Below are 19,473 nucleotides of genomic sequence, written 5' to 3' on the forward strand. Positions count from 1 at the left end.
GTGCCCCCTTTGCCGTTCAAGCCCTGCAGCGGCCGGTCAGTGGTTACTTACGGCGTTGCATCAACGCCGCACCCAGGCCGCTGAGGCAGATGATGGCGATGCCGATCAGGCTGATGCTGTCGGGCATGTGGCCGAAGATCACCCACCCCAGCAAACCGGCGAAGACGATCTGGCAGTAGCTGAACGGTGCCAGCAAGGCCGGCGCTGCGAAGCGGAAGGCTTGCGTCAGCAGCAAATGCGCGCTCATGCCGAAACCGCCCAGCGCCAGCATCAGCAGGGCATGGTCCCAGCGCGGTGTGGCCCAGAAGAACGGTACCAGCACGCTCATGACCAGGGTGTTGCACAATCCCGCATAGAAATTGCTGGTGGTCGGGCTGTCGATGGTCGAGAGTTTGCGGGTCAACAGCTGGTAGAAGCAGAAGCCCAAGGCCGAACCCAGCGGAAACAGGATCGCCGGGGTGAACATGGCGCCGCCCGGATGCACCATCACCATGACCCCGATGAAGCCCAGCACCACCGCCAGCCATTGACTGCGGGTCACATGTTCCTTGAGCAGCGGCACCGACAGCGCGGTCACCAGCACCGGCGCCAGGAAGTTCACGGCCGTGGCTTCGGCCAGCGGCAGGTAATGCAGGCCGGTGGTGAACAACAGGCTGGTGCTGAGCAGGCTCAGGGCGCGCAAAGTCTGCAACAAGGGGCGGCGGGTGCGCAGCACGGCCATGCCGGATTTGGGCAGGAAGATGCCGGCCATCAGCAGCGTGTGCACCACGTAGCGCGCCCACACCACCATCACGATCGGGTAGATGCCGCCTAGAAATTTGGACAGGGCGTCGTGGCTGGCGAACAGGAAAGTGGCAGTCACCAGCAGGGCCATGCCATGCAGGGGTTGGTTGACGCCGGACAGCGGGGTACTGGAACTCATGCAGGTCTCGCGCAGAGACGCCATGGGGGACGGCGTCGAGGGGGCAAAAGGTGTGGCGTGCTGCGATTATGGGCGTAGGCGCCCGACAAGGCCATGCCGGGCGGGCGGCCAGCCGGTCATACGGGTGCCATTGCGTTTCACGACCGCCGGGCTGCCACTTCGATCAACGCAGGTGACGACAGTTCACGCGCCCAGGCGCATGGCCAGCGGTTAACGAAGCCAGGCGGGTCGGTCAACTCATCGCAGTCTGTTCGTACGGAAGCGGGAGTCTAGAAGAATGCGCGCAAAAAACCCTGCGCCATGTTCGGTAATCGACCAGTTTCGTGCGTCAAGTAACGTGTCTGGCTCACCGCGCAATATGCAGCCTTGGCATTCGACGCTCGGCGCCTAGTAAGCCCACTTGCCCCGGTCGCTTCGAAGGGGGCCCGTCCGCAGCTGTAGCCTCGGCCGCGATGCTCCCTACTCCTGCGAACGCTGCAAGCGCATCAGACGCTCGCTGGCAGGCACCGGCCGACCATAGAGATACCCCTGCAGGTGCGAGCAGCCTTCCGCCTTCAGGCGGCGCATCTGCTCGGTGGATTCCACACCCTCGGCGGTGGTCTTGATACGCAGGCTGTTGGACAGCTCGGTGATGGCGCGGATGATCGACATGGCTTCGCGGCTCTCGCACATGTCGTGCACGAACGACTTGTCGATTTTGATCCGGTCGAAGGGGAACGAGCGCAGGTAGCCCAGCGAGGAATAACCGGTACCGAAATCGTCCAGCGAAATCGACACACCCAGCGCTTTGAGCGCGCGCAGGGTCTGCAGGTTTTCCTCGCTGTTGCCCAACAGGACAGATTCGGTGATTTCCAGCTCCAGACGCGCGGCCGCCAGGCCCGAGTCGGCCAGGGCCAGGGCCACGACGTTCGGCAGGTTGACGTCTCGGAACTGCACCGGCGACAGATTGACCGCCACGGTCTGCTCGCCGGGCCAGCTTGCCGCCTCCTGACAGGCAAGGTTCAAGGCGCGGATGCCGATGTCGTGAATCAGCCCTGTCTCCTCGGCGATGGGGATGAAATCCATGGGCATGATCATGCCGCGTACCGGGTGCTGCCAGCGCAGCAACGCTTCGTAGCCGCTGACGCGGTCGTGGCGATGGTCGATCACCGGTTGGTAGTGCAACTGCAACTGCCCCAAGTGCAGCGCGGTGCGCAGGTCGGTCTCCACCAGCCGGCGCTGGCGCGCGGCGACGTCGAGTTCGACGTGGAAGCTTTCGAAGCGGTTGCGACCGTTGCGTTTGGCCTCGTACAAGGCCATGTCGGCGTAGCGCAGCAGTTGCTCGGCTTGGGTATGGTCATCGGGCGAGACGGCGATGCCGATGCTCACACCGATGCTCAACTGGTGGCCTTCGATGCGAAACACCGGGCCACTCGCGGCGATCAGACGTCGGGCAGTCTGGTAGGCGGCTTCGCGGTTGTCGAGCCGGGTCAGGACCACGGCGAACTCGTCGCCGCCCAAGCGCGCCAGGGTATCGTGCTCGCGCAGCTCGCCGCGCAGGCGCTTGCCCAAGGCCCGCAGCAGCTTGTCGCCGAAGGCATGGCCGAGGCTGTCGTTGATGTTTTTGAAGTTGTCCAGATCAAGGCACAGTGCCGCGACCAGCTTGCCCTGCTCTTCGCCACGCGCCAGCGCCTGCTTGAGCCGCTCGCTGAATAGTGTGCGGTTGGGCAGCCCGGTCAGGGCATCGTGGTGGGCCATGTAATGGATCTGGGCGTGGGCGGCCAACTGTTCGGTGGCGTCCTCGGCGACGAACAGCATGTAGTCGGCCTGGCCCTCGGAGCGCTCGCAGCGCAGCACGCGGCTGCGCAAGGTGCGCATGCCGAGTGCGGTTTCCACACGGCTCTCGTCGGCGAAGGGACGATCATTGAGCGCACCGCGCTGCAACTGCTGCGCCAGGTAACTGGCCGTGACCTCGGGCAGGCACTGCTCGGGCAACTGGCCGATCATGCTCGCCGCCTGGCCGCCGAACAAGCGCTCGGCCTGCTGGTTGGCCAGCAGGATCTGGCGACTGCTGGCGTCCTGCACGATCACACTGGCCGGAATGTTGGCGATCACCGAATCGAGGAACTGCGACAACCCGGCCATCTCCTGGCTGTGCTGCTCGGCCGCCTCCTTGGCCCGCAACAGGGCCTGCTCGTAGCCGCGCTGTTCGGTCATGTCGCGGGTCACCTTGGAAAAGCCGAGCAGCTCGCCGCTGTCTTCGTCGTGGATGGCTTCGATCACCACACTGGTCCAGAAATGCGAACCGTCCTTGCGCTGGCGCAAGCCTTCGGCTTGGAACCTGCCCAAACGCAGGGCGGTGTCCAGGCCGGCCTGGGGCAGCCCGCCCAGGCGATCCTGCTCGGTGTAGAACACCGAGAAGTGCTGGCCGACGATCTCCTCGGCGCGGTAGCCCTTGGTGCGTTCGGCGCCGGCATTCCAACTGGCGACATGGCCACGGGTATCGAGCAGGTAGATGGCGTAGTCGCTGACGCCCTGTACCAGCAGGCGGAAGTTGCGCTCCTGCTCGCGTTGGGCCATATGCGCCCGATATTGCTCGGTGCAGTCGCGGGTGATCTTGGCGAATCCGACCAGTTGCCGATCGTCGTCGTACACCGCATCGATCACCACGTGGGCGCGAAAGACCGTACCGTCTTTGCGCAAACGCCAGCCTTGCTCTTTGAAGCGACCGGTCTGTCGCGCCTGGGCCAGGTTGAGGTCGGGACAGCCGGCCAAACGCTCGGCTTGGGTGTAGAACAGCGAGTAATGCCGCCCCACCACTTCCTCGGCGCTGTAGCCCTTGGCGCGTTGGGCACCGGCGTTCCAGTTGGCGACGATGCCGTCTGGCGTGAGCAGATAGATGGCGTAGTCCACCACGCTCTGGATGAGCAAGCGGTACATGGCATCGGGGCTGGCAACTAGCGACATGGAAACGAACCTGTGGCATCGGCGAAGAAGGCGCTTGCCCCTGTATCGGGGACACCCTGGATTTCAGAATGGTGGCATTATGCCTTCTCTGAGTCGGTTTGTGTGTTTGGCGACCGTCGGCGACCGGTCATGCCGGCTGCAGCGCCTTGTGCATCGGGATGCAACGCAAGTGGACACCCGAAGGCGAGTGGTACACCGCTTCGCTGTCGCCAATGAAGCCGCAGCGGCGATAGAAGGCTGCGGCATTGAGCGTGGCCTCCAGGCTCAGATGGCTCCATCCGGCGGCGCGCGCCAAGTCTTCGAGGTGCTCCACCAGGCGCCGACCGATGCCTTGGCCCATGGCGTGGGGCGCGACGAACAGGGCGCCCAGCTCGCCCACCTGGGGACCGAGCATGATGGTCGCCACCACCTCGCCGTGTTGGCAGGCTACGTGGAAGTGACGCTCCACCAGGTCGGCGTACCAAGCTTGGGGCTCGCCTTGGGTCCATGTCAGCAGGTCTTCGCGCGAATAGACGCCCATGCACTGGGCGTGGATCGCTGCGCGGCGGATGTCGAACGTGGCCTGGGTATCGGCGCGGGTGGCAGGGCGAATCTCGATCATGGCGGTTCCTTGCGAGCGATCGGCGCGGTTTGACGGGCTGCGACGTTGCCCGTCGACCCTTGACCCTAACCGAGCGGGATCGGGATTTCACTCCTGTGTTACAAACTGAGGTCCAGCGCCTGGCGCAGTGGTTCACCGCGCACGTCGTCGGCAGCGCTGACCAGGGCGAAGCTATAGGCGCCATGGGACCAATAGCGGGCTGCCAGTTGCCCCTCGGTACGTTCGCCGCTCGGCATGCGCGCATAGCGCTCGCCGGGAGAGCGTAGGAACAGGCTGACACGCTGGCCCGTGCCGTCTTCGAACACCAGCAGTGCGGCGGCGCCCTGCTCGTTGCTCAACAACCGCGCACCCACCGGCAGCAGGCCATAGCCACTCAGATCGGGCAACTGCCCGACCCGGGCGAAGTGCTGGTCGAGCCAGGCTTGCAAGCGTTGCGGCTCGCGCGCCTGGATGTCTAGCGAAGCGCTGCTGGCGAACAGCCGGTGGGCCTGCAAGGCGTCGGCCATCGGCAACGCCTGCCCTGGCTCGCTGATGCTGCGCGCCTGCCAGCCGCCGACGCCGCCCAAGCCCAACGCCAGCACCAGTACCGCCGCGCTGGCCAGGCGCCGTTGCCGGCGTTGGCGCAGACGGCGTTGCAACTGCGCCAGTTGCAGCGGCTCGCCCTGGGGCTGGCCGGACATTCCGGCCAAGGCGGCGCGCAGGCGCCGGGCATCGTCCTGCCAGGCCTGAATGCGCATGGCCTGCTCTGGGTTGGCGTTGAGCCAGACCTGCACCTCGGCGCGTCGAGCGGCGTCGAGGCGCTCGTCGACGAAGGCATGCAGCTCGGCTTCGGTAGGGGTCAGACGGGTCATTTCAGTCTCCGCAAGGCCGGGGGGCGCGGCGTGTCTTCGGTCAGGTCGCGCAAGGCCGCGCGGGCACGCGACAAGCGCGACATCACCGTCCCGATGGGAATGTCCAGGGCCTGGGCGGCCTCTTTGTAGCTCAAGCCTTCGACGCTGACCAACAGCAACAATGCACGCTGTTCGCTGGGCAAACGGGCAAACGCACGCAGATCGGCTTGGGCCAGCACACTGGCCTGCGGCTCGTCGGCGGGGCCGTCGTGTTCCGCTTCGCTGCGCCCGAACCAGGCCAGCCACCGCGCATGCAGACGCTCGCGGCGTTTGCCGTCGAGGAACAGCCGGTATTCGATGGTGAACAACCAGGCGCGCAGTTGCTCGGGGTCGCGCTGCTGGCCGCGGCGGCTCAAGGCGCGCTCCACGGTGGCCTGCACCAGGTCGTCGGCGCTGGCGGCGTGGCGCGTCAGGCCCATGGCGAAGCGCCGCAGACGCAGCAGCAAATCACGCCATTGATGTTCGTCGAGTTCGTGCATAGCCGATGTGCGCCGCAATTGGGTATGTGCAGCAGACGCTCCGCCGGGAAATGTATTCCCTGGCGGCGGAATAAAATTTCTTCTGCTGCGTCGTACTCGCTCATCGACTGCTTCGGACCTTCTCCCATGAACACCCCTCTGCACGGTTCGGCCAAATGGCTGCGCCTGGTCGCCATCGGTGGCGCCCTGACGGCACTGGCCGGTACCTTCGCCTATGCCGGCGGCTGGCTCGGCGCTCCGGCATTGACCCCGCAACGCATCATCGACACCTTCGAAGCCCAGGCCGGGCACCATCCGGGTTATCGCAAGAACCACGCCAAGGGTCTGTGCGTGGCGGGTCGTTTCCTGAGCAGCGGCCAGGCCGCCTCGTTGTCGACGGCGCGCGTGTTCAGCCAGGCCGAAGTGCCGGTGATCGGTCGCTTCGCCATCGGCGGCGCCAACCCGTTCGCCCCGGACACCGCCGTGCCTACGCGCAGCCTGGCCCTGGACCTGCGCAGCGACGACGGCCAGACCTGGCGCACGGGCATGAACAACCCGCCCGTGCTGGCCGTCAGCACCGCGCAGGGCTTCTATGACCAGGTACTGGCCAACACGCCCGATCCAGCCACCGGCAAACCCGACCCGGCGCGCCAGCAGGCGTTCTTCGCCGCACACCCGGAAACCGCCGCCTGGCGCCGCTGGGCGGCGAGCTATAAGCCCAGCGACAGCTTCGCCAGCACCGCCTACCACAGCATCAATGCGTTCGTGCTGGTCGATGCCCGCGGCAACGCCCAGCCGGTGCGCTGGCAACTGGTGCCGCAAGCACCCTTCCAGCCCCTGCCCGCCCAAGTGGACGACAAACAGTTCCTGCAACACGACCTCCAGCGCCGCCTGGCGCAAGGCCCGCTGCGCTGGACTTTACGCCTGACCCTGGCCGAAGCCGGCGATGCGGTGGACGATCCGGCCCAGCAGTGGCCTGCCGAGCGGCGCAGCATCGACGCCGGCACCTTGCTCATCGAACGTGTCGAGGGTCCGGAACAAGGCGCCTGCCGCGACCTCAACTTCGACCCGTTGATCCTGCCCAGTGGTATCAAGGCCTCGGCTGACCCCATCCTTGCCGCCCGTTCGGCCGCCTATGCCGTGTCGTTCGACCGACGCAGCCGCGAAACCCTCAGCCCAGGAACCAAGCCATGAGCGCGCCCACCACCTTCCACCCTTTGGCGCGGCTGTTGCACTGGCTGATGGCGGTGCTGATCCTCGCCATGCTGTTCATCGGCGTGAGCATGGTCAGCGACCTGTCGCTGCGCCATCCCGTACTCCTGCAACTGCACAAGGCGACGGGCCTGGCGCTGCTCGCCCTGGTCATCGTGCGCATCGGCATGCGCCTGAGCGTGCCGCACCCGCCGCTGCCGAGCGATCTGCCGCGCCTACAGCGCTGGGCCGCCGGGGCCTCGCACCTGGCGCTCTACATGCTGATGCTGGGTATGCCGCTGCTGGGCTGGGCGATGCTGTCGGCCGGCGGTTACCCGCGCCCGCTGCAACTGCCGGCCATCGCGCCCCATGACTTGCAGCTGTACGCCGTGCTGCGCCTGGCCCATGGTTGGGCCGGCTACGCGTTGTTCGGCGTGGTGCTGCTGCACTTAGGCGCCGCCTTGATGCATGCGCTGGTCAGGCGCGACGGTGTGCTGGCGAGCATGTGGCCGGGTCGCCGTCGTCCCGAGTGAGCGAATGCCGCCCCTGCACTTGAGCACACCGTTATGGCCGCCCGGCACCTGCGCCTTCGTCGTTCGAGGGCGCAGCGCGCCTACGGGCGGAGTGTGTTTTAATGTTTCGCCCATTTTTATCGACACCTCTGACAACAAGGCGGCTATGGACACCGGGACTCGACTCAAGCTGGTGCGTGAACGCAACAACCTTTCCCAACGTGAACTGGCCCGCCGCAGTGGCCTGACCAACTCCACCATCTCGCAGATCGAACAGAACCGCGTCAGCCCCTCGGTCAGCTCGCTGAAAAAGCTGCTCGAAGGCATTCCCATGTCCCTCGCCGAATTCTTCAGCTTCGATGAACCGGCCCGCGAGGAACGCTACGTGTTCCGCGCAGGCGACCAGCCCGACCTGGGCCGCAACGGCCTGCGCATGCTGCTGGTCGGCGCCAGCGTCGAAGGCCGGCAGATGCGCATGCTGCGCGAGCTGTACGCGCCGGGGGCCGATTCGGGCGAGCCGATCGTGCATGCCGAAGGCGAAGAATGCGGGCTGGTCACGCGTGGCACCGTCGAGCTGTGGATCGACGGCCAGGTCAGCGTGCTCAACGCCGGTGACGGCTATTACATCCCCACTACCCTTCCCCATGCCTTTAAGAACCTTGGTCAGGACGAGGCCGAAATCATCAGTGCCAACACCCCCGCGAACTTCTGAAGTCGCCGCACCCAGCGCCCGCGAAGTCTGCCAACGTCTGCGCGAGGCTGCGCTGGGTGTGCGGGACTTGCACATTGTGGCCCGCAGCGGCGAAGGCGAGGTTCGCCTCGACATCGAAGGTTGGACACTGACCTTGCTGATCGACGCCGAGGGCTTGGCCCGCTGCCTGGATTGCCACACGGCAACGGGCGGGTCTGCAAGCCTGGACGACTGGCCCCGTTACGGCACCAACCCCACCGATCTGCTCAGCCTGTGGGAACGCCAGCGCCTGGAGCAGGCGTTGGGCGGCGACTGACGTTCGCATACCAACATTCAGGCCGGCGCTGGACTGAGCACAAGCGGGCGGCACAAGGCCCAGTATTGGTGGTGCCAACGTACTGCCTGCAACCGCCGCTTCTTTCATTTCATCGACGTTCCCACCTCCCGAGGAGTACGTCGTGACTCAAGCCACCCTACTGCACCACGCCCAAATACTGCGCACCTTGCCGCAATGGAGCCGCCAACTGCCGCCCGGCACCATTCGCGATGTCATCGCGCAAGCCCGTCCCGTCTACCTGGATGCCGATGGCAAACCCTACCCCTGGTACGCCGATGCCGCGTTATTGGAGCGCGAAGCACTGCTACGCGCGCTCGACCGGCGCCGGGTCAGCGCCAAAACGTTGCAGGCGCACTTGAGGGGCCTTCGAGGCGTCAGTGAATTCTCTGCGCCCTTGCTGCAACAACGTTTGGGCTTGCCAATGTCGGTGCTCGACGCGCAGTACCGTTACCAACCTGTAGAGGTCGCGCAGCCGACACCGCCCAGTGGCCCGAACGTGTCTACCGGTCTGCTGCCGGTGATCGCCAAGGGCGAACCACAGTTGCGCAGCCTGCTGGAGGCCGCGCTGCACAATTTCGAAGGCCTCCATGACACCACCCGCCTGAGCCAGTTGCAATGTAGCGCTGAAGATTTCTCGCCCATTCCGGGCCTGCACGTAGCTGACTTCATCGACCACTGCCGTGCTCTGGACCTGGGCCAACGTTACCAAGAGCACCTGAGCGAGGTGTACGACGGCACATCGGCCGCCGCCATCCGCGCTGCTGCCATCGCTGCGCGCCAAGACGAGTTCCGGGTCCAGGTACGTATCGCTGCGATGAAAGGCGCAGTCACGGCCACTTGGTCCGGCGCTCTACAGGCGCTCTGCAGCGATATGCCACTGACCCGCCCGCTACGCTGCTGGCAGATAGCCTTGTTCGGCATACCGATCCATGAACTGCTGTTGATCGCAGACACAGATCCGCAGAGCGACGCCACTGTAGTGGTGTACTGGCCCGACAGCCCCACCCCAATACGCGCTTTCGCATCGTTACAGGCAGCCTTCGCCGACATGCGCAGGCGCTTGGCCGAGCCCGACGTTCTGCGCCGACTGGTGGCGCTGGCGCCGCACCGCTTGCAGCCCGAACTGACCCTAAGGCTTGAGCGCGCGCTGTTCGAAGACCCCGACGCCAAGCCGTTAACCCGGCGCAACACCGTGCATCTGGACACCTCCGAGTACCCGCTGGACCACCCACTGTGGCACTCGCTCGAAGAAGAGCACGTTCGCCGCCTCAAGGGCGATGCGCGCAGTGTCGCCGTACCCACGGCCGATGTCGACCAAACGGTGCGCCTGAAACAGCTGGCCTACTGGCTCGATGTTGGGCTGACGGTGCTCAACGTAGCAGCGATGTGCGTGCCCGTGCTCAATCCGCTGTTGCTGACCATCGCCGCCGCGCAGATCACTGGCAACGTATTCGAGGGCATCTCTGCCTGGGAGGACGGCGACAATGTCGAGGCCCTGGCGCAGCTGGAGTCGATACTGCTCAACGTGGCCGTGTCGGCGGCAGTGGTCGGCGGCGGCGTGGCGCTGCAGGCTTCGGGCTTCGTCGATGCCATGCACAGCATCACCGTCGAAGGGGCCGAGCGCTTGTGGAGCCCCAGCCTGCGTGGTTACGCCAGCGAAACCGAGCTGCCTCTGCTTTCTGAAGCCAATGCCGCAGGCCAATACTATGTCGAGGGGCGCCACTTGGTGCGCATCGACGGCACCTTTTACGAGCAGTTCGAGGACGGCGTAGGCACCTGGCGAGTGCGTCACCCCAGCCACAGCGCCGCCTACGCGCCTGCGTTGGCACACAACGGTGAAGGGGCCTGGCGGCTGGCCTTGGAGCGCCCCCTGCAATGGGATCTGGACAGGTTGCTCACGCGCCTCGGCCAACAGAATCGATACCTGAACCTGGACGATGTACGCGGTGCCTGGCTGAGCACCGGGATCGCCCCGGAAGTGCTGCAGGCCCTGCACATCGATGGGCAACCGTTGCCGGCGTTGTTCAAGGATGCCTTGGCCTGGCTCAAGGCCGACCAGCGTGTCACGCAGGCTATCGATCGAATCCGTGCCGGTGCGCCGCTCAAGGCCTCGGACAACTTCGCGCTACCGAGCCTGGTGCATCTCGAAGGCTGGCCCGAGAACCACTTGATCGGAATCTTCGATGATCCCCAAGGCGCGCAGGCTTCGACCCTGTACGGCCGCCTGCCGATCCAGCCCGACGATGTGGTCATACGGGTCGGTCGCAGCGAGCTGGAAGCGGGCGGGTTGGTGCGCGCGGTACTCGATCAGATGGCCGATCCTTCGGTGTTGGACGATGCGTCGCAGCTTGGCGAATCGCTTGCCGACAGGGTTCAGGCACGTTTGGCCGAACACTTGCTGGAGCCTCGAGGTGCGATAACGCAGCGCTTCTATCAGCTCTTGGCGCCCACGCTGTCGGGTGCAGGAACGCTTTTGGCGGGGCAGTTCCCCGGGCTGCCCGTAGTCTCGATCGAGGCCATCGTCGGTAAAGCCAGCGAAGCGGAGCGTCAGACCATGCTGGCGCCGGCAGGTCGCATTCCTCTGCGGGTGCTGGAGGAAGCCCGCGTGATGCAGGCAAACGCCCGTTTGAACCGCGCCCTACTCGGGCTGTACAGGCCCACGCTGGCCAACCACGACACCGCCTTGCTGATCCAGGGGTGGCAGGCCGAAGATGCGCAACTGCAAGGCATGTCGCTCTGGCAACGGGCGACCAACGACCGTGCGCGCAGCGCCGAGTTGATCGGTCAGCAACCGATCCGGCCAGGTTACCGCTCGCCGCTCGCGCTCAGCCATGGGCGGATCGGCTACCCCCTGAGCGGACGCGGTGTGCCGCGACGGACGAATGTCGTCGCGCTGCACGAGCTGGGATCGATCTACCCTGGGCTGAGCGAGGACGAATTGATGACGCTGAGCGCCGAGATACAAGCCAGCGCCGGCCTGAGCACAGCGATCATCGCACTCAGGGCCGAACTGGAGGTGTTGCAACTCGACCTGCGCGACTGGGCGCGAGCGGCTACCGACAACCTGCAGCGCGACGACCGCCTGCGCTTCGGCGAGCGACTGACCGCAGCTTGGCGCAGAATGGGCAACACGCCCAACACCAGCCTCGCCCTCGAGCATCTGCAAATCGGCGAGCTGCCCACCATTCGGCACGGTTTCCCCATATCCGTAGCTTGCGTCTGGAGGACCTGGGCCTGCAACGGCTCGACAGGGGTTTCCTCGAACGCTTTCCTGCTGTCGAGCGGCTGGGCATCATTCAGCACCCTCAGATGGACGCCGAGTCGCTCTTCCAGGCCCTGCAAGCCACGCCCAATCTTGAGGTGCTGGACCTTGCAGAAAGCAATATCGCGCAATTGGGAGCCTCGGCCGAGCAGGCCCTGGGCGCGATGCGACGTCTGCGTGGGTTGTCGTTCAGGCGTAATCGGCTGACGCTGGACGAACCTGCACAAGCGCTGCTCGCTCGCCTACCACTCAACGTATTGAACCTTTCCAGCAACGGAATCACGCTCACCGAAGCACAAGCCCTGCGCTTCCAAGACTTGGTGCATCCCGAACAGTTGTCGCTGAGTTTCAACCCGCTGGGGATCGCGCCGGATCTGCGCTATATGGGGCGCTTGCATACGTTGTTGATGATCGACTGTGGGCTGGAGGTTTGGCCCGAAGGGCTGACCGTGCTCATGAGCCAGCCGCAATACCGATTGCGCAGCATCGAGCTGTCGATGAACCGGATAGCGGCCCTGCCCCAGACCGAAACCCTGCTTGCCACGCCCTACGCGCGGGATCTGGCAGCAGGACTGCCCGGACGCCGCTGGAACATGGACTTCAACGGTATGGACCCCGCCACGCGTAGCCGTCTGCAGCAAGCCCGCGTGAGCGTCGAGGAAAATGCGATTGAGCTGCCTGCGTGGCAGGTGCGCTGGCGTACCGGCATCACCGCGGAGCAGGATGCCTTGTGGGACACCTTGTTCGCCCAGGGTGGCAACCGACCCCTGGCCGGTGTGCTGGAGCGTCTGAGCGACTCTGCCGAAGCGCGCAGCCATGAAGACGGGCTGCGCGAGCGGGTCTGGAGCATACTCGAACGTGCCAGCCAGGACGATGCCCTGCGTCAGGCGCTGAACGAGGAAGCCGAAACGTTCCCGCCCACCTGTGGCGACGCGGGTGCCGACGCTTTCAGCGCGTTGGAAATTCGCCTGTTGATCCAGAATGCGAGCCTGGGCGCCGATCCGCTGCTCGATCAGTACCAGCTGCTGCGCCAGATTTTCCGCCGCGAGCAGGTCAATACCCTTGCGCAACGCATCGCTTGGCATCGCAGCGTGCGCAGGGCCGCGGTGCTGGAAGCTCAGACCACAGGCGACGAAAGCCACTTACCCCTGCTGGATGAGTTGGACGACGTAGCCGTCAGCTCGGACCGAATACTGTTGAACATGCCGGTCGACGAAATCGAAATACGTCTGGCGCTACGACAGATATTGGCCGGCCCACTGGATTATCCCGAGCCGAGTTCGGGCATGCTGTACGCGCAACTGGCCAACATCAACGCACGCATCGTGCAAAACGTCGCGACCGAGGTGGGCAGACTCGATCAGGATGTTGCGTTGCGGCGCCAGTGGCTGGTGGACCAACCACAGTGGCAGCACACCTTGCGCACGCAGCATGCCGAGCAGTTCGAAGCCCTGACCGACTTCTGGCGCACGGGCCTGGACTACCTCGACTACAGCCAGGACGAACATGCCGAGCCGGTCACACAACTGCCGCCGTCAGTGCGCACGCTGCTGGAAGACGTGCTGGGCGAGTCGCTGCTCGATGCCGCTGGCAACCTGAGCCGCGTCAGTGTTACCGAAGGCCAATACCTGGAGGCCGTCCGGCGCATCGGGCTACAGCGCGAGGAAACCGAGCGCGGCCTGTTGGACAGCCTGACCCGCGCGGTGGAACAGCGTTCGAACTGACCTGACCGTCGAGCTGCCGCTCGCCACGGGGGCTATCATGGCGCGGCAGGCCTCCAGGGCCTGGCCGTGCCGTTTTGCAAAGGCCCATTGCCGGGCCGCATGCCTGTTTCGCGATGACGCTTCTTGTACACTGCCGCGACGCCACACAGCGAAGCGTTTCCTGCCGCACACACCGCGTCGTCACTCCCGGGGGCGACGTAGGCCCGGCAGCACCCGCAAACGTTTCTGCTGCCACTGAACACACGAGCCCTGCACGTGCAGGCGGCCCGCGCGCCTGCGGCGTCCGATTGGCCAGTATCCACTCAGCCCCTTTTTTCAGGTGAACGCATGATCGAGGTAACCGAGCTTTCCATTGCCGACCTGCGCGAGGCGCTCGCCGCTGGCCGCACCACTGCGGTCGAGCTGGTCGAAGCCTACCTGGCGCGCATCGCAGCTTACGATGGCCATGCAACCGCCACCGCCCTCAATGCCGTGGTGGTGGACAATCCCGATGCGCTGCGCGAGGCGCAGGCGTCCGATGCCCGACGCGCCCGTGGCGAGTCGCTGGGGCCGCTGGACGGCATTCCTTACACCGCCAAGGACAGCTACCTGGTCAAGGGCCTGACCGCCGCTTCCGGCAGCCCGGCGTTCCGGCACCTGGTGGCGCAGCGCGATGCGTTCACGGTCGAACGCCTGCGCGCCGCCGGCGCCATCTGCCTGGGCAAGACCAACATGCCGCCCATGGCCAACGGCGGCATGCAGCGCGGCGTCTATGGCCGCGCCGAAAGCCCCTACAACGGTGCCTACCTCACCGCGCCCTTCGCTTCCGGCTCGTCCAACGGCGCGGGCACCGCCACGGCGGCCAGCTTCAGCGCCTTCGGCCTGGCCGAAGAAACCTGGTCGAGCGGTCGTGGCCCGGCTTCGAACAACGGCCTGTGCGCTTATACCCCCTCGCGCGGGGTGATCTCGGTACGCGGCAACTGGCCGCTGACCCCGACCATGGACGTGGTGGTGCCCTACGCGCGGACCATGGCCGACCTGCTGGAGGTGCTCGACGTGGTGGTGGCCGACGACCCTAACCCGCGCGGCGACCTGTGGCGCCTGCAACCCTGGGTGCCGATCCCGGCGGCCAGCAGCGTGCGCCCCGCGTCCTACCCTGCCCTGGCCGCAGACGCCAATGCCCTGCGCGGCAAGCGCTTGGGCGTGCCGCGCATGTACATCAACGCCGATGACGCGGCCGGCACCTCGGACAAACCCGGCATCGGCGGGCCTACCGGACAGCGCATCCACACCCGCGCCAGCGTCATCGACCTGTGGCAGGCCGCGCGCCAGGCCTTGGAAGCGGCCGGCGCCGAAGTGGTCGAAGTGGACTTCCCGCTGGTGTCCAACTGCGAGGGCGACCGCCCGGGCGCGCCCACGGTGTACAACCGCGGCATCGTCAGCCGCGAATTCCTGCACGATGAGCTGTGGGCCTTGTCGGGCTGGGCCTTCGACGACTTCCTGCGGGCCAACGGCGACCCGGCGCTCAACCGCCTGGCCGATGTCGACGGCCCGCAGATTTTCCCCCACGACCCCGGCACCCTGCCCAACCGCGAAGACGACCTCGCGGCCGGCATGGACGAGTACGTCAACATGGCCAAGCGCGGCCTGAAAACTTGGGACCAGATCGACACCTTGCCCGACGGCCTGCGCGGCCTGGAACAGACCCGCAAGCAGGACTTGGAAGATTGGATGGCCCACCTCGGCCTGGACGCCGTGCTGTTCCCAACCGTCGCCGACGTGGCGCCGGCCGACGCCGACGTCAACCCAGTCTCGGCCGACATCGCCTGGAGCAACGGCGTCTGGGTCGCCAACGGCAACCTGGCGATCCGCCACTTGGGCGTTCCCACGGTGACGGTGCCCATGGGCGTGATGGCCGACATCGGCATGCCGGTGGGCCTGACCTTCGCCGGCAAGGCCTACGACGACTCGTCGCTACTGCGCTACGCCTGCGCCTTCGAAGCCACCGGCAAACGCCGCCAGGTGCCACCGCGCACCCCCCCACTGGGCGCGCGTTGATTTGCCGGCCGAGCACCGCTATGGTGCTCGGCCGACCTCATTTGCGGAGTTGTCCGATGGCGCTGCACATCAATACCCCCCTGCTCGAATCGCGCCCCCTGTCGCTGGCGGCGCAGCGCAGCGTCTGGATCAAGCTCGATGCCTTGCAGCCCTGCGGTTCGTTCAAGCTGCGCGGCGTGGGCCATGCCTGCGAAGTGCACCATGCCTGCGGTGCCCGGCACTTTGTGTCTTCCTCGGGTGGCAACGCCGGCCTGGCGGTGGCCTATGCCGGGCGCCGCCTGGGCGTGCCGGTCACGGTCGTGGTGCCGGAAACCACCAGCGCCCACGCCAGGGCGCTGCTGGCCCTGGAAGAGGCCAAGGTGATCGTGCACGGCAGCGCCTGGCACGAGGCCAATGCCCTGGCGCAGACCCTGGTCGGCGAACACGATGCCTTCATCCACCCCTTCGATGACCCGCTGCTGTGGGAAGGCCACGCCTCCCTGATCGACGAAGTCGCCGCCACGGGGCTGCGGCCCGATGCGGTGGTGCTGTCGGTGGGCGGCGGCGGTTTGCTCAGCGGTGTGGTGCAGGGACTCAAGCGCAACGGCTGGAACGACGTACCGGTGCTGGCGGTGGAAACCCAAGGTGCCGCGTCGTTCAACGCGGCCGTGCAGGCCGATGCGCTGGTGGAGCTGGAGCGGCTCGACTCGATCGCCACCAGCCTGGGCGCCAAGCGCGTGGCCGAGCAGGCTTTGATCTGCCATCGCACCCACCCGGTGCAGAGCCATCGGGTGACCGACCTGCAAGCCGTGCAAGCCTGCGAGCGCTTCCTGCACGACCATCGCGTGCTGGTCGAGCCGGCCTGTGGCGCGGCGCTGGCCCTGGCCTACGCGGCCGAGGGGTTGGGCGAGTACCGCAATGTGCTGGTGGTGGTGTGCGGCGGCGCGACGGCGACGCTCGAGCAACTGCGCACATGGCGCGAGGCGCTGCTGCCAGCCTGAAGACGGCCTCAGGTCGGCAGTTGCCCGGGAGCGATCAAGGGCAGGGCCATGTGCGTGGTCTGCCACACCGGGTCGCTCTCGATGTGCTCGATGACGAAGCCCTGGCGCTGCCAGAACGTGATGGCACCTTGCAGGAACGGATGGGTGTGCAGGTATAGGCATTCCACGCCGGCGGCAACCGCCTCGTCGCGCAAGGCTTCGAACAGCGCCGCCGCCAGGCCCGCGCGGCGATACTCGGGCAGCACGAACAAGCGCACCACTTCCACAACGTCCACACCGCGATAATCGAGTTGGGCGAAGCGGTGGTCATACGGCACATAACCGATCACTGCGATCAGTCGGCCCTGGTCGCGGGCGGTGAGAAAACAGCCTTCGCCGTGCACGTAGGTGCGCTCGAAATGCAGCAAGTCCTCGGGCGTAGGCGTGTCGGCGAGCTTGGGAAACAGGCTGGCGCGGGCGCTGTCGACGAAGCGCACGATCTCGTCGGCGTCAGAGGCGCTGGCGCGTTGCAAGGTCCAGGTGGGCATGGGTGTCCAATGTCGAGTGGCGAAGACCCGCGGTTCTACCGCAGTCGGCGCTTGCCCGCAACCCGGCCGCGCTGCCATGCAGTACACTGGCGCCCCGCCTTGGCCCAGGTCGTCCGCGCATGTCCCGTTCCTTTGTTGTCTTGTTGACGCTGCTGGCCACGCTCGCCGGTTGCGACCAGCCCGCCGGCCATCCGACCCGCGAAAAGAAGATTCTCGCCCAATTGCCGTGGCAAGAGGCCTACACGCACAACATCGAGCGCATGGGCCAATTGCTCGCGCCGCGCTTCCCGGCGTTGTCCGAAGAACAGGTCGACCAGGTCCTGCGCGAGCACCTGACCATGGAGGACCAGCGCCAGGACCTGCTCCGGCTGTACAGCGAGCAGCACTTCAGCGACGTCGAGTTCGACCTGGTGCTAGCCGCCACTGCCGACCCGGTCAAGGCCAAGGCCTTGGGCCAGAGCCTGGAAGGCCGGCAGCTCAGCGAAAAGCTCACCCGCCTGATGCGCGAAAGCGCCAACGACCCGGACGCCAAGGCACGCGCGGCGCAGCGTATGCAGCAGATCGAAGAGGCGTTGGGCCGGATGCAGCGGCAGGCTCTGGAAGCAGGTTGAGGTGTGCCCCCTTCCAGCCAGGCCAATGTTGGTCTAGTGAGAGGTAAGGCACCCAAAGCGGGGGCGGCTTTCGTTACGACCACCATTAGGGCCAAGACGCTTCTGACACATCGCACCTGCCATGACGGCTTACCCACGCGGACGGCCGACCTGGGCTAACAAGGCCAGCAAATCGTCAGGCCAGACGATGTCCTGGGTCTCCAACAATTCCTGACGGCTCCACCAGCGGTGCGCGGCAAGCACCTCCACCTCGAGCGCCGTCCAGTTGACCTCGGATACCGTGGTGTCGGCTACCCGTACCACGAAAAACTGCTCGACGACCTTCACCGCCTCGCCACAGGGCAACGTCATGTCGAAGCGACGCTCGGCTACTGGCTCGCCCACATCGCCGACTTCGATGCCGGTTTCCTCCCACAGCTCACGCCGCGCCGCCTGGGCGAAGCTTTCCCCAGCCTCGACCCCTCCGCCGGGTGTGGCCCAGCACGAGGTGCCGGCCAGAGCCCCCTGATGGTGGACGAAATGGAACAGCAGGACCCGCTGTTGCGAATCGAGCACCAGCAACCGGGCCGAAGGGCGTTCTCGCATGCTGCACATCCTGAAAGGTGGGTGTCGGGAGCCCGCCGCGGGCACCTTGGTGGTGAGACCGGCCAACGCCTCGCGCGGTTCATCGCCGGCGCCTTGGCGGGCGATGGATCGTTCTGCCTCGGGCCATGGTCCACTGCCTGCCTGTCGCCGAACCTTGGAGCCAACGATGCCCCGCTTGGGCTTTGCCTGTATGTACCGCCACCCGCACCGCAGCCATTCGATCAAGGAACTGGAAGCCATCGAGCGGGCCTTCAACACCCGCACCACCACGTTGCGCTGGCTGTCCTCGGCCAGCCTGGAGGCGGCCCGCGACAAGCTGATCGATCTGATCCAGCACAACCTCGAGGCGCAGCTGCGCCTGGTCGACTACGTCGCCGGCCTGCCGCCGGCACTGCACATGCTGCGCCTGTCCAGCGACCTGCTGCCGCTCTACAGCCATCGCGACGTCGCCAGCTTCTACCAGGCCCCCGACATCCAAGCGCTGCTCGAGCCGCGTTTCGCCGCCATCGGCGCGCGGGCGCGCGAAGCCGGCGTGCGCCTGTCGTTCCACCCTGGGCAGTACTGCGTGCTGGGCTCGGACCGTCCGGAGGTGGTGGAAGCCAGCCTGGCCGAATTCGAGTACCACGCCGACATGATCCGCCTGATGGGCTACGGCAAGCAGTTCCAGGACTTCAAATGCAACGTGCACATCGCCGGGCGTCTGGGGGCGGCCGGCATGCGCGCGGTGTGGCCGCGCCTGTCGGAGGTGGCGCGCAACGTCATCACCCTGGAAAACGACGAGAAGACCTATGGCGTGGACGACTGCCTGGGCCTTGCCGACTTGGCGCCAGTCGTGCTCGACATCCACCACGCCTGGATCCACGAGAACGACTACGTGGCCCGCGACGATCCGCGCCTGCTGCGCATCATCGACAGCTGGCGCGGCGTGCGCCCGGTGATGCACTACTCGCAGCCGCCCGAGCGTTTACAGGACTTGGGTTTCAGCGCCGAACGCAAGCTGGAGATCCCCGCGTTGCTCGAAGCGGTGAACAAACGCGATCTGTATGGTCATAGCGATCTGATGTGGAACGACTGGACCAATCGCTACGCGCTGCAATTCGTCGACGCCTTCGACATCATGTTCGAGGCCAAGCACAAGAACCTGGCGACGCTCGACTTCTACCATCGTTACCTGCTCGGTGCGGCCATTTAGCCGCGTC

Annotated in this window: 17 protein-coding genes; 10 read left to right on the forward strand and 7 right to left on the reverse strand. The window is 66.0% G+C overall.

What is annotated here, in order from left to right; all coding sequences use genetic code 11:
* Nucleotides 1–43 precede the first annotated feature (43 nt).
* From B4M43_RS14740 to B4M43_RS14760, 5 genes are all read right to left on the reverse strand, one after another.
* On the reverse strand, nt 44–922 hold the full coding sequence (locus tag B4M43_RS14740; RefSeq protein ID WP_296268173.1) for a DMT family transporter: 879 nt from the start codon (nt 920–922) through the stop codon (nt 44–46).
* Nucleotides 923–1,381: 459 nt separating this feature from the next.
* A complete protein-coding gene (locus tag B4M43_RS14745; RefSeq protein WP_296268174.1) occupies nt 1,382–3,868 on the reverse strand; it encodes a sensor domain-containing protein in 2,487 nt (828 codons plus the stop codon).
* Nucleotides 3,869–3,995: 127 nt separating this feature from the next.
* A complete protein-coding gene (locus B4M43_RS14750) occupies nt 3,996–4,469 on the reverse strand; it encodes a GNAT family N-acetyltransferase (protein ID WP_296268175.1) in 474 nt (157 codons plus the stop codon).
* A 98-nt stretch (nt 4,470–4,567) separates the two neighbouring features.
* Nucleotides 4,568–5,320: an anti-sigma factor family protein gene (locus B4M43_RS14755; protein ID WP_296268176.1), complete on the reverse strand. Its 753-nt coding sequence runs from the start codon at nt 5,318–5,320 to the stop codon at nt 4,568–4,570.
* Nucleotides 5,317–5,838 carry a sigma-70 family RNA polymerase sigma factor gene (locus B4M43_RS14760; protein WP_296268177.1) on the reverse strand — a complete coding sequence of 174 codons (522 nt, stop codon included), beginning with the start codon at nt 5,836–5,838 and terminating at the stop codon, nt 5,317–5,319. Before B4M43_RS14760 ends, B4M43_RS14755 begins: the two co-directional genes overlap by 4 nt.
* Nucleotides 5,839–5,964: 126 nt before the next feature.
* Between B4M43_RS14760 and B4M43_RS14765 the strand changes: the two genes are divergently transcribed.
* From B4M43_RS14765 to B4M43_RS14800, 8 genes are all read left to right on the forward strand, one after another.
* Entirely contained in the window at nt 5,965–7,011 is a 1,047-nt protein-coding gene (locus tag B4M43_RS14765) for a catalase family peroxidase (protein ID WP_296268178.1), read from the forward strand.
* Nucleotides 7,008–7,541: a cytochrome b gene (locus B4M43_RS14770; RefSeq protein ID WP_296268179.1), complete on the forward strand. Its 534-nt coding sequence runs from the start codon at nt 7,008–7,010 to the stop codon at nt 7,539–7,541. Before B4M43_RS14765 ends, B4M43_RS14770 begins: the two co-directional genes overlap by 4 nt.
* A gap of 145 nt (nt 7,542–7,686) precedes the next feature.
* Nucleotides 7,687–8,232 (forward strand): cupin domain-containing protein, encoded by a 546-nt coding sequence (locus B4M43_RS14775; RefSeq protein WP_296268180.1) that lies wholly within the window; start codon nt 7,687–7,689, stop codon nt 8,230–8,232.
* Nucleotides 8,165–8,527 (forward strand): DUF7693 family protein, encoded by a 363-nt coding sequence (locus B4M43_RS21230; protein WP_422662666.1) that lies wholly within the window; start codon nt 8,165–8,167, stop codon nt 8,525–8,527. Before B4M43_RS14775 ends, B4M43_RS21230 begins: the two co-directional genes overlap by 68 nt.
* Nucleotides 8,528–8,669: 142 nt before the next feature.
* The gene (locus tag B4M43_RS14785; RefSeq protein WP_296268181.1) at nt 8,670–12,017 is read left to right on the forward strand and encodes a dermonecrotic toxin domain-containing protein; all 3,348 of its coding nucleotides are present in this window, start codon (nt 8,670–8,672) and stop codon (nt 12,015–12,017) included.
* Nucleotides 11,975–13,534 (forward strand): NEL-type E3 ubiquitin ligase domain-containing protein, encoded by a 1,560-nt coding sequence (locus B4M43_RS14790; protein WP_296268182.1) that lies wholly within the window; start codon nt 11,975–11,977, stop codon nt 13,532–13,534. The genes B4M43_RS14785 and B4M43_RS14790 overlap by 43 nt, the downstream gene beginning before the upstream one ends.
* A 327-nt stretch (nt 13,535–13,861) precedes the next feature.
* The gene (locus tag B4M43_RS14795; RefSeq protein WP_296268183.1) at nt 13,862–15,571 is read left to right on the forward strand and encodes an amidase; all 1,710 of its coding nucleotides are present in this window, start codon (nt 13,862–13,864) and stop codon (nt 15,569–15,571) included.
* A gap of 56 nt (nt 15,572–15,627) precedes the next feature.
* On the forward strand, nt 15,628–16,551 hold the full coding sequence (locus tag B4M43_RS14800) for a pyridoxal-phosphate dependent enzyme (protein WP_296268185.1): 924 nt from the start codon (nt 15,628–15,630) through the stop codon (nt 16,549–16,551).
* A gap of 8 nt (nt 16,552–16,559) precedes the next feature.
* On the opposite strand, the gene B4M43_RS14805 is transcribed toward B4M43_RS14800, so the two are convergent.
* Complete coding sequence (locus tag B4M43_RS14805; RefSeq protein WP_296268186.1) at nt 16,560–17,078, reverse strand: GNAT family N-acetyltransferase; 519 nt, start codon at nt 17,076–17,078, stop codon at nt 16,560–16,562.
* A gap of 119 nt (nt 17,079–17,197) precedes the next feature.
* Here B4M43_RS14805 and B4M43_RS14810 point away from each other — a divergent pair, with 119 nt between their 5' ends.
* Nucleotides 17,198–17,689, forward strand: a complete 492-nt coding sequence (locus B4M43_RS14810) for a hypothetical protein (protein WP_296268187.1) — start codon at nt 17,198–17,200, stop codon at nt 17,687–17,689.
* A 129-nt stretch (nt 17,690–17,818) separates the two neighbouring features.
* On the opposite strand, the gene B4M43_RS14815 is transcribed toward B4M43_RS14810, so the two are convergent.
* Nucleotides 17,819–18,274: an NUDIX hydrolase gene (locus tag B4M43_RS14815; protein ID WP_296268188.1), complete on the reverse strand. Its 456-nt coding sequence runs from the start codon at nt 18,272–18,274 to the stop codon at nt 17,819–17,821.
* A gap of 166 nt (nt 18,275–18,440) precedes the next feature.
* On the opposite strand from B4M43_RS14815, the gene B4M43_RS14820 reads away from it, so the two are divergent.
* Complete coding sequence (locus B4M43_RS14820) at nt 18,441–19,466, forward strand: UV damage endonuclease UvsE (protein WP_296268189.1); 1,026 nt, start codon at nt 18,441–18,443, stop codon at nt 19,464–19,466.
* Nucleotides 19,467–19,473 lie beyond the last annotated feature (7 nt).

The organism is Pseudomonas sp. UBA6562, assembly GCF_002434265.1.
Lineage (GTDB): Bacteria > Pseudomonadota > Gammaproteobacteria > Pseudomonadales > Pseudomonadaceae > Aquipseudomonas.

Excerpts from the sequence above, each read along its gene's own strand:
- B4M43_RS14810 (WP_296268187.1), top strand. The coding sequence starts at position 17,198 with ATGTCCCGTTCCTTTGTTGTCTTGTTGACGCTGCTGGCCACGCTCGCC.
- B4M43_RS14770 (WP_296268179.1), top strand. The coding sequence starts at position 7,008 with ATGAGCGCGCCCACCACCTTCCACCCTTTGGCGCGGCTGTTGCACTGG.
- B4M43_RS14790 (WP_296268182.1), top strand. The coding sequence starts at position 11,975 with ATGCGACGTCTGCGTGGGTTGTCGTTCAGGCGTAATCGGCTGACGCTG.
- B4M43_RS14805 (WP_296268186.1), bottom strand. The coding sequence starts at position 17,078 with ATGCCCACCTGGACCTTGCAACGCGCCAGCGCCTCTGACGCCGACGAG.
- B4M43_RS14815 (WP_296268188.1), bottom strand. The coding sequence starts at position 18,274 with ATGCGAGAACGCCCTTCGGCCCGGTTGCTGGTGCTCGATTCGCAACAG.
- B4M43_RS14765 (WP_296268178.1), top strand. The coding sequence starts at position 5,965 with ATGAACACCCCTCTGCACGGTTCGGCCAAATGGCTGCGCCTGGTCGCC.
- B4M43_RS14740 (WP_296268173.1), bottom strand. The coding sequence starts at position 922 with ATGAGTTCCAGTACCCCGCTGTCCGGCGTCAACCAACCCCTGCATGGC.
- B4M43_RS14800 (WP_296268185.1), top strand. The coding sequence starts at position 15,628 with ATGGCGCTGCACATCAATACCCCCCTGCTCGAATCGCGCCCCCTGTCG.
- B4M43_RS14745 (WP_296268174.1), bottom strand. The coding sequence starts at position 3,868 with ATGTCGCTAGTTGCCAGCCCCGATGCCATGTACCGCTTGCTCATCCAG.
- B4M43_RS14775 (WP_296268180.1), top strand. The coding sequence starts at position 7,687 with ATGGACACCGGGACTCGACTCAAGCTGGTGCGTGAACGCAACAACCTT.
- B4M43_RS14820 (WP_296268189.1), top strand. The coding sequence starts at position 18,441 with ATGCCCCGCTTGGGCTTTGCCTGTATGTACCGCCACCCGCACCGCAGC.
- B4M43_RS21230 (WP_422662666.1), top strand. The coding sequence starts at position 8,165 with ATGCCTTTAAGAACCTTGGTCAGGACGAGGCCGAAATCATCAGTGCCA.
- B4M43_RS14760 (WP_296268177.1), bottom strand. The coding sequence starts at position 5,838 with ATGCACGAACTCGACGAACATCAATGGCGTGATTTGCTGCTGCGTCTG.
- B4M43_RS14795 (WP_296268183.1), top strand. The coding sequence starts at position 13,862 with ATGATCGAGGTAACCGAGCTTTCCATTGCCGACCTGCGCGAGGCGCTC.
- B4M43_RS14750 (WP_296268175.1), bottom strand. The coding sequence starts at position 4,469 with ATGATCGAGATTCGCCCTGCCACCCGCGCCGATACCCAGGCCACGTTC.
- B4M43_RS14755 (WP_296268176.1), bottom strand. The coding sequence starts at position 5,320 with ATGACCCGTCTGACCCCTACCGAAGCCGAGCTGCATGCCTTCGTCGAC.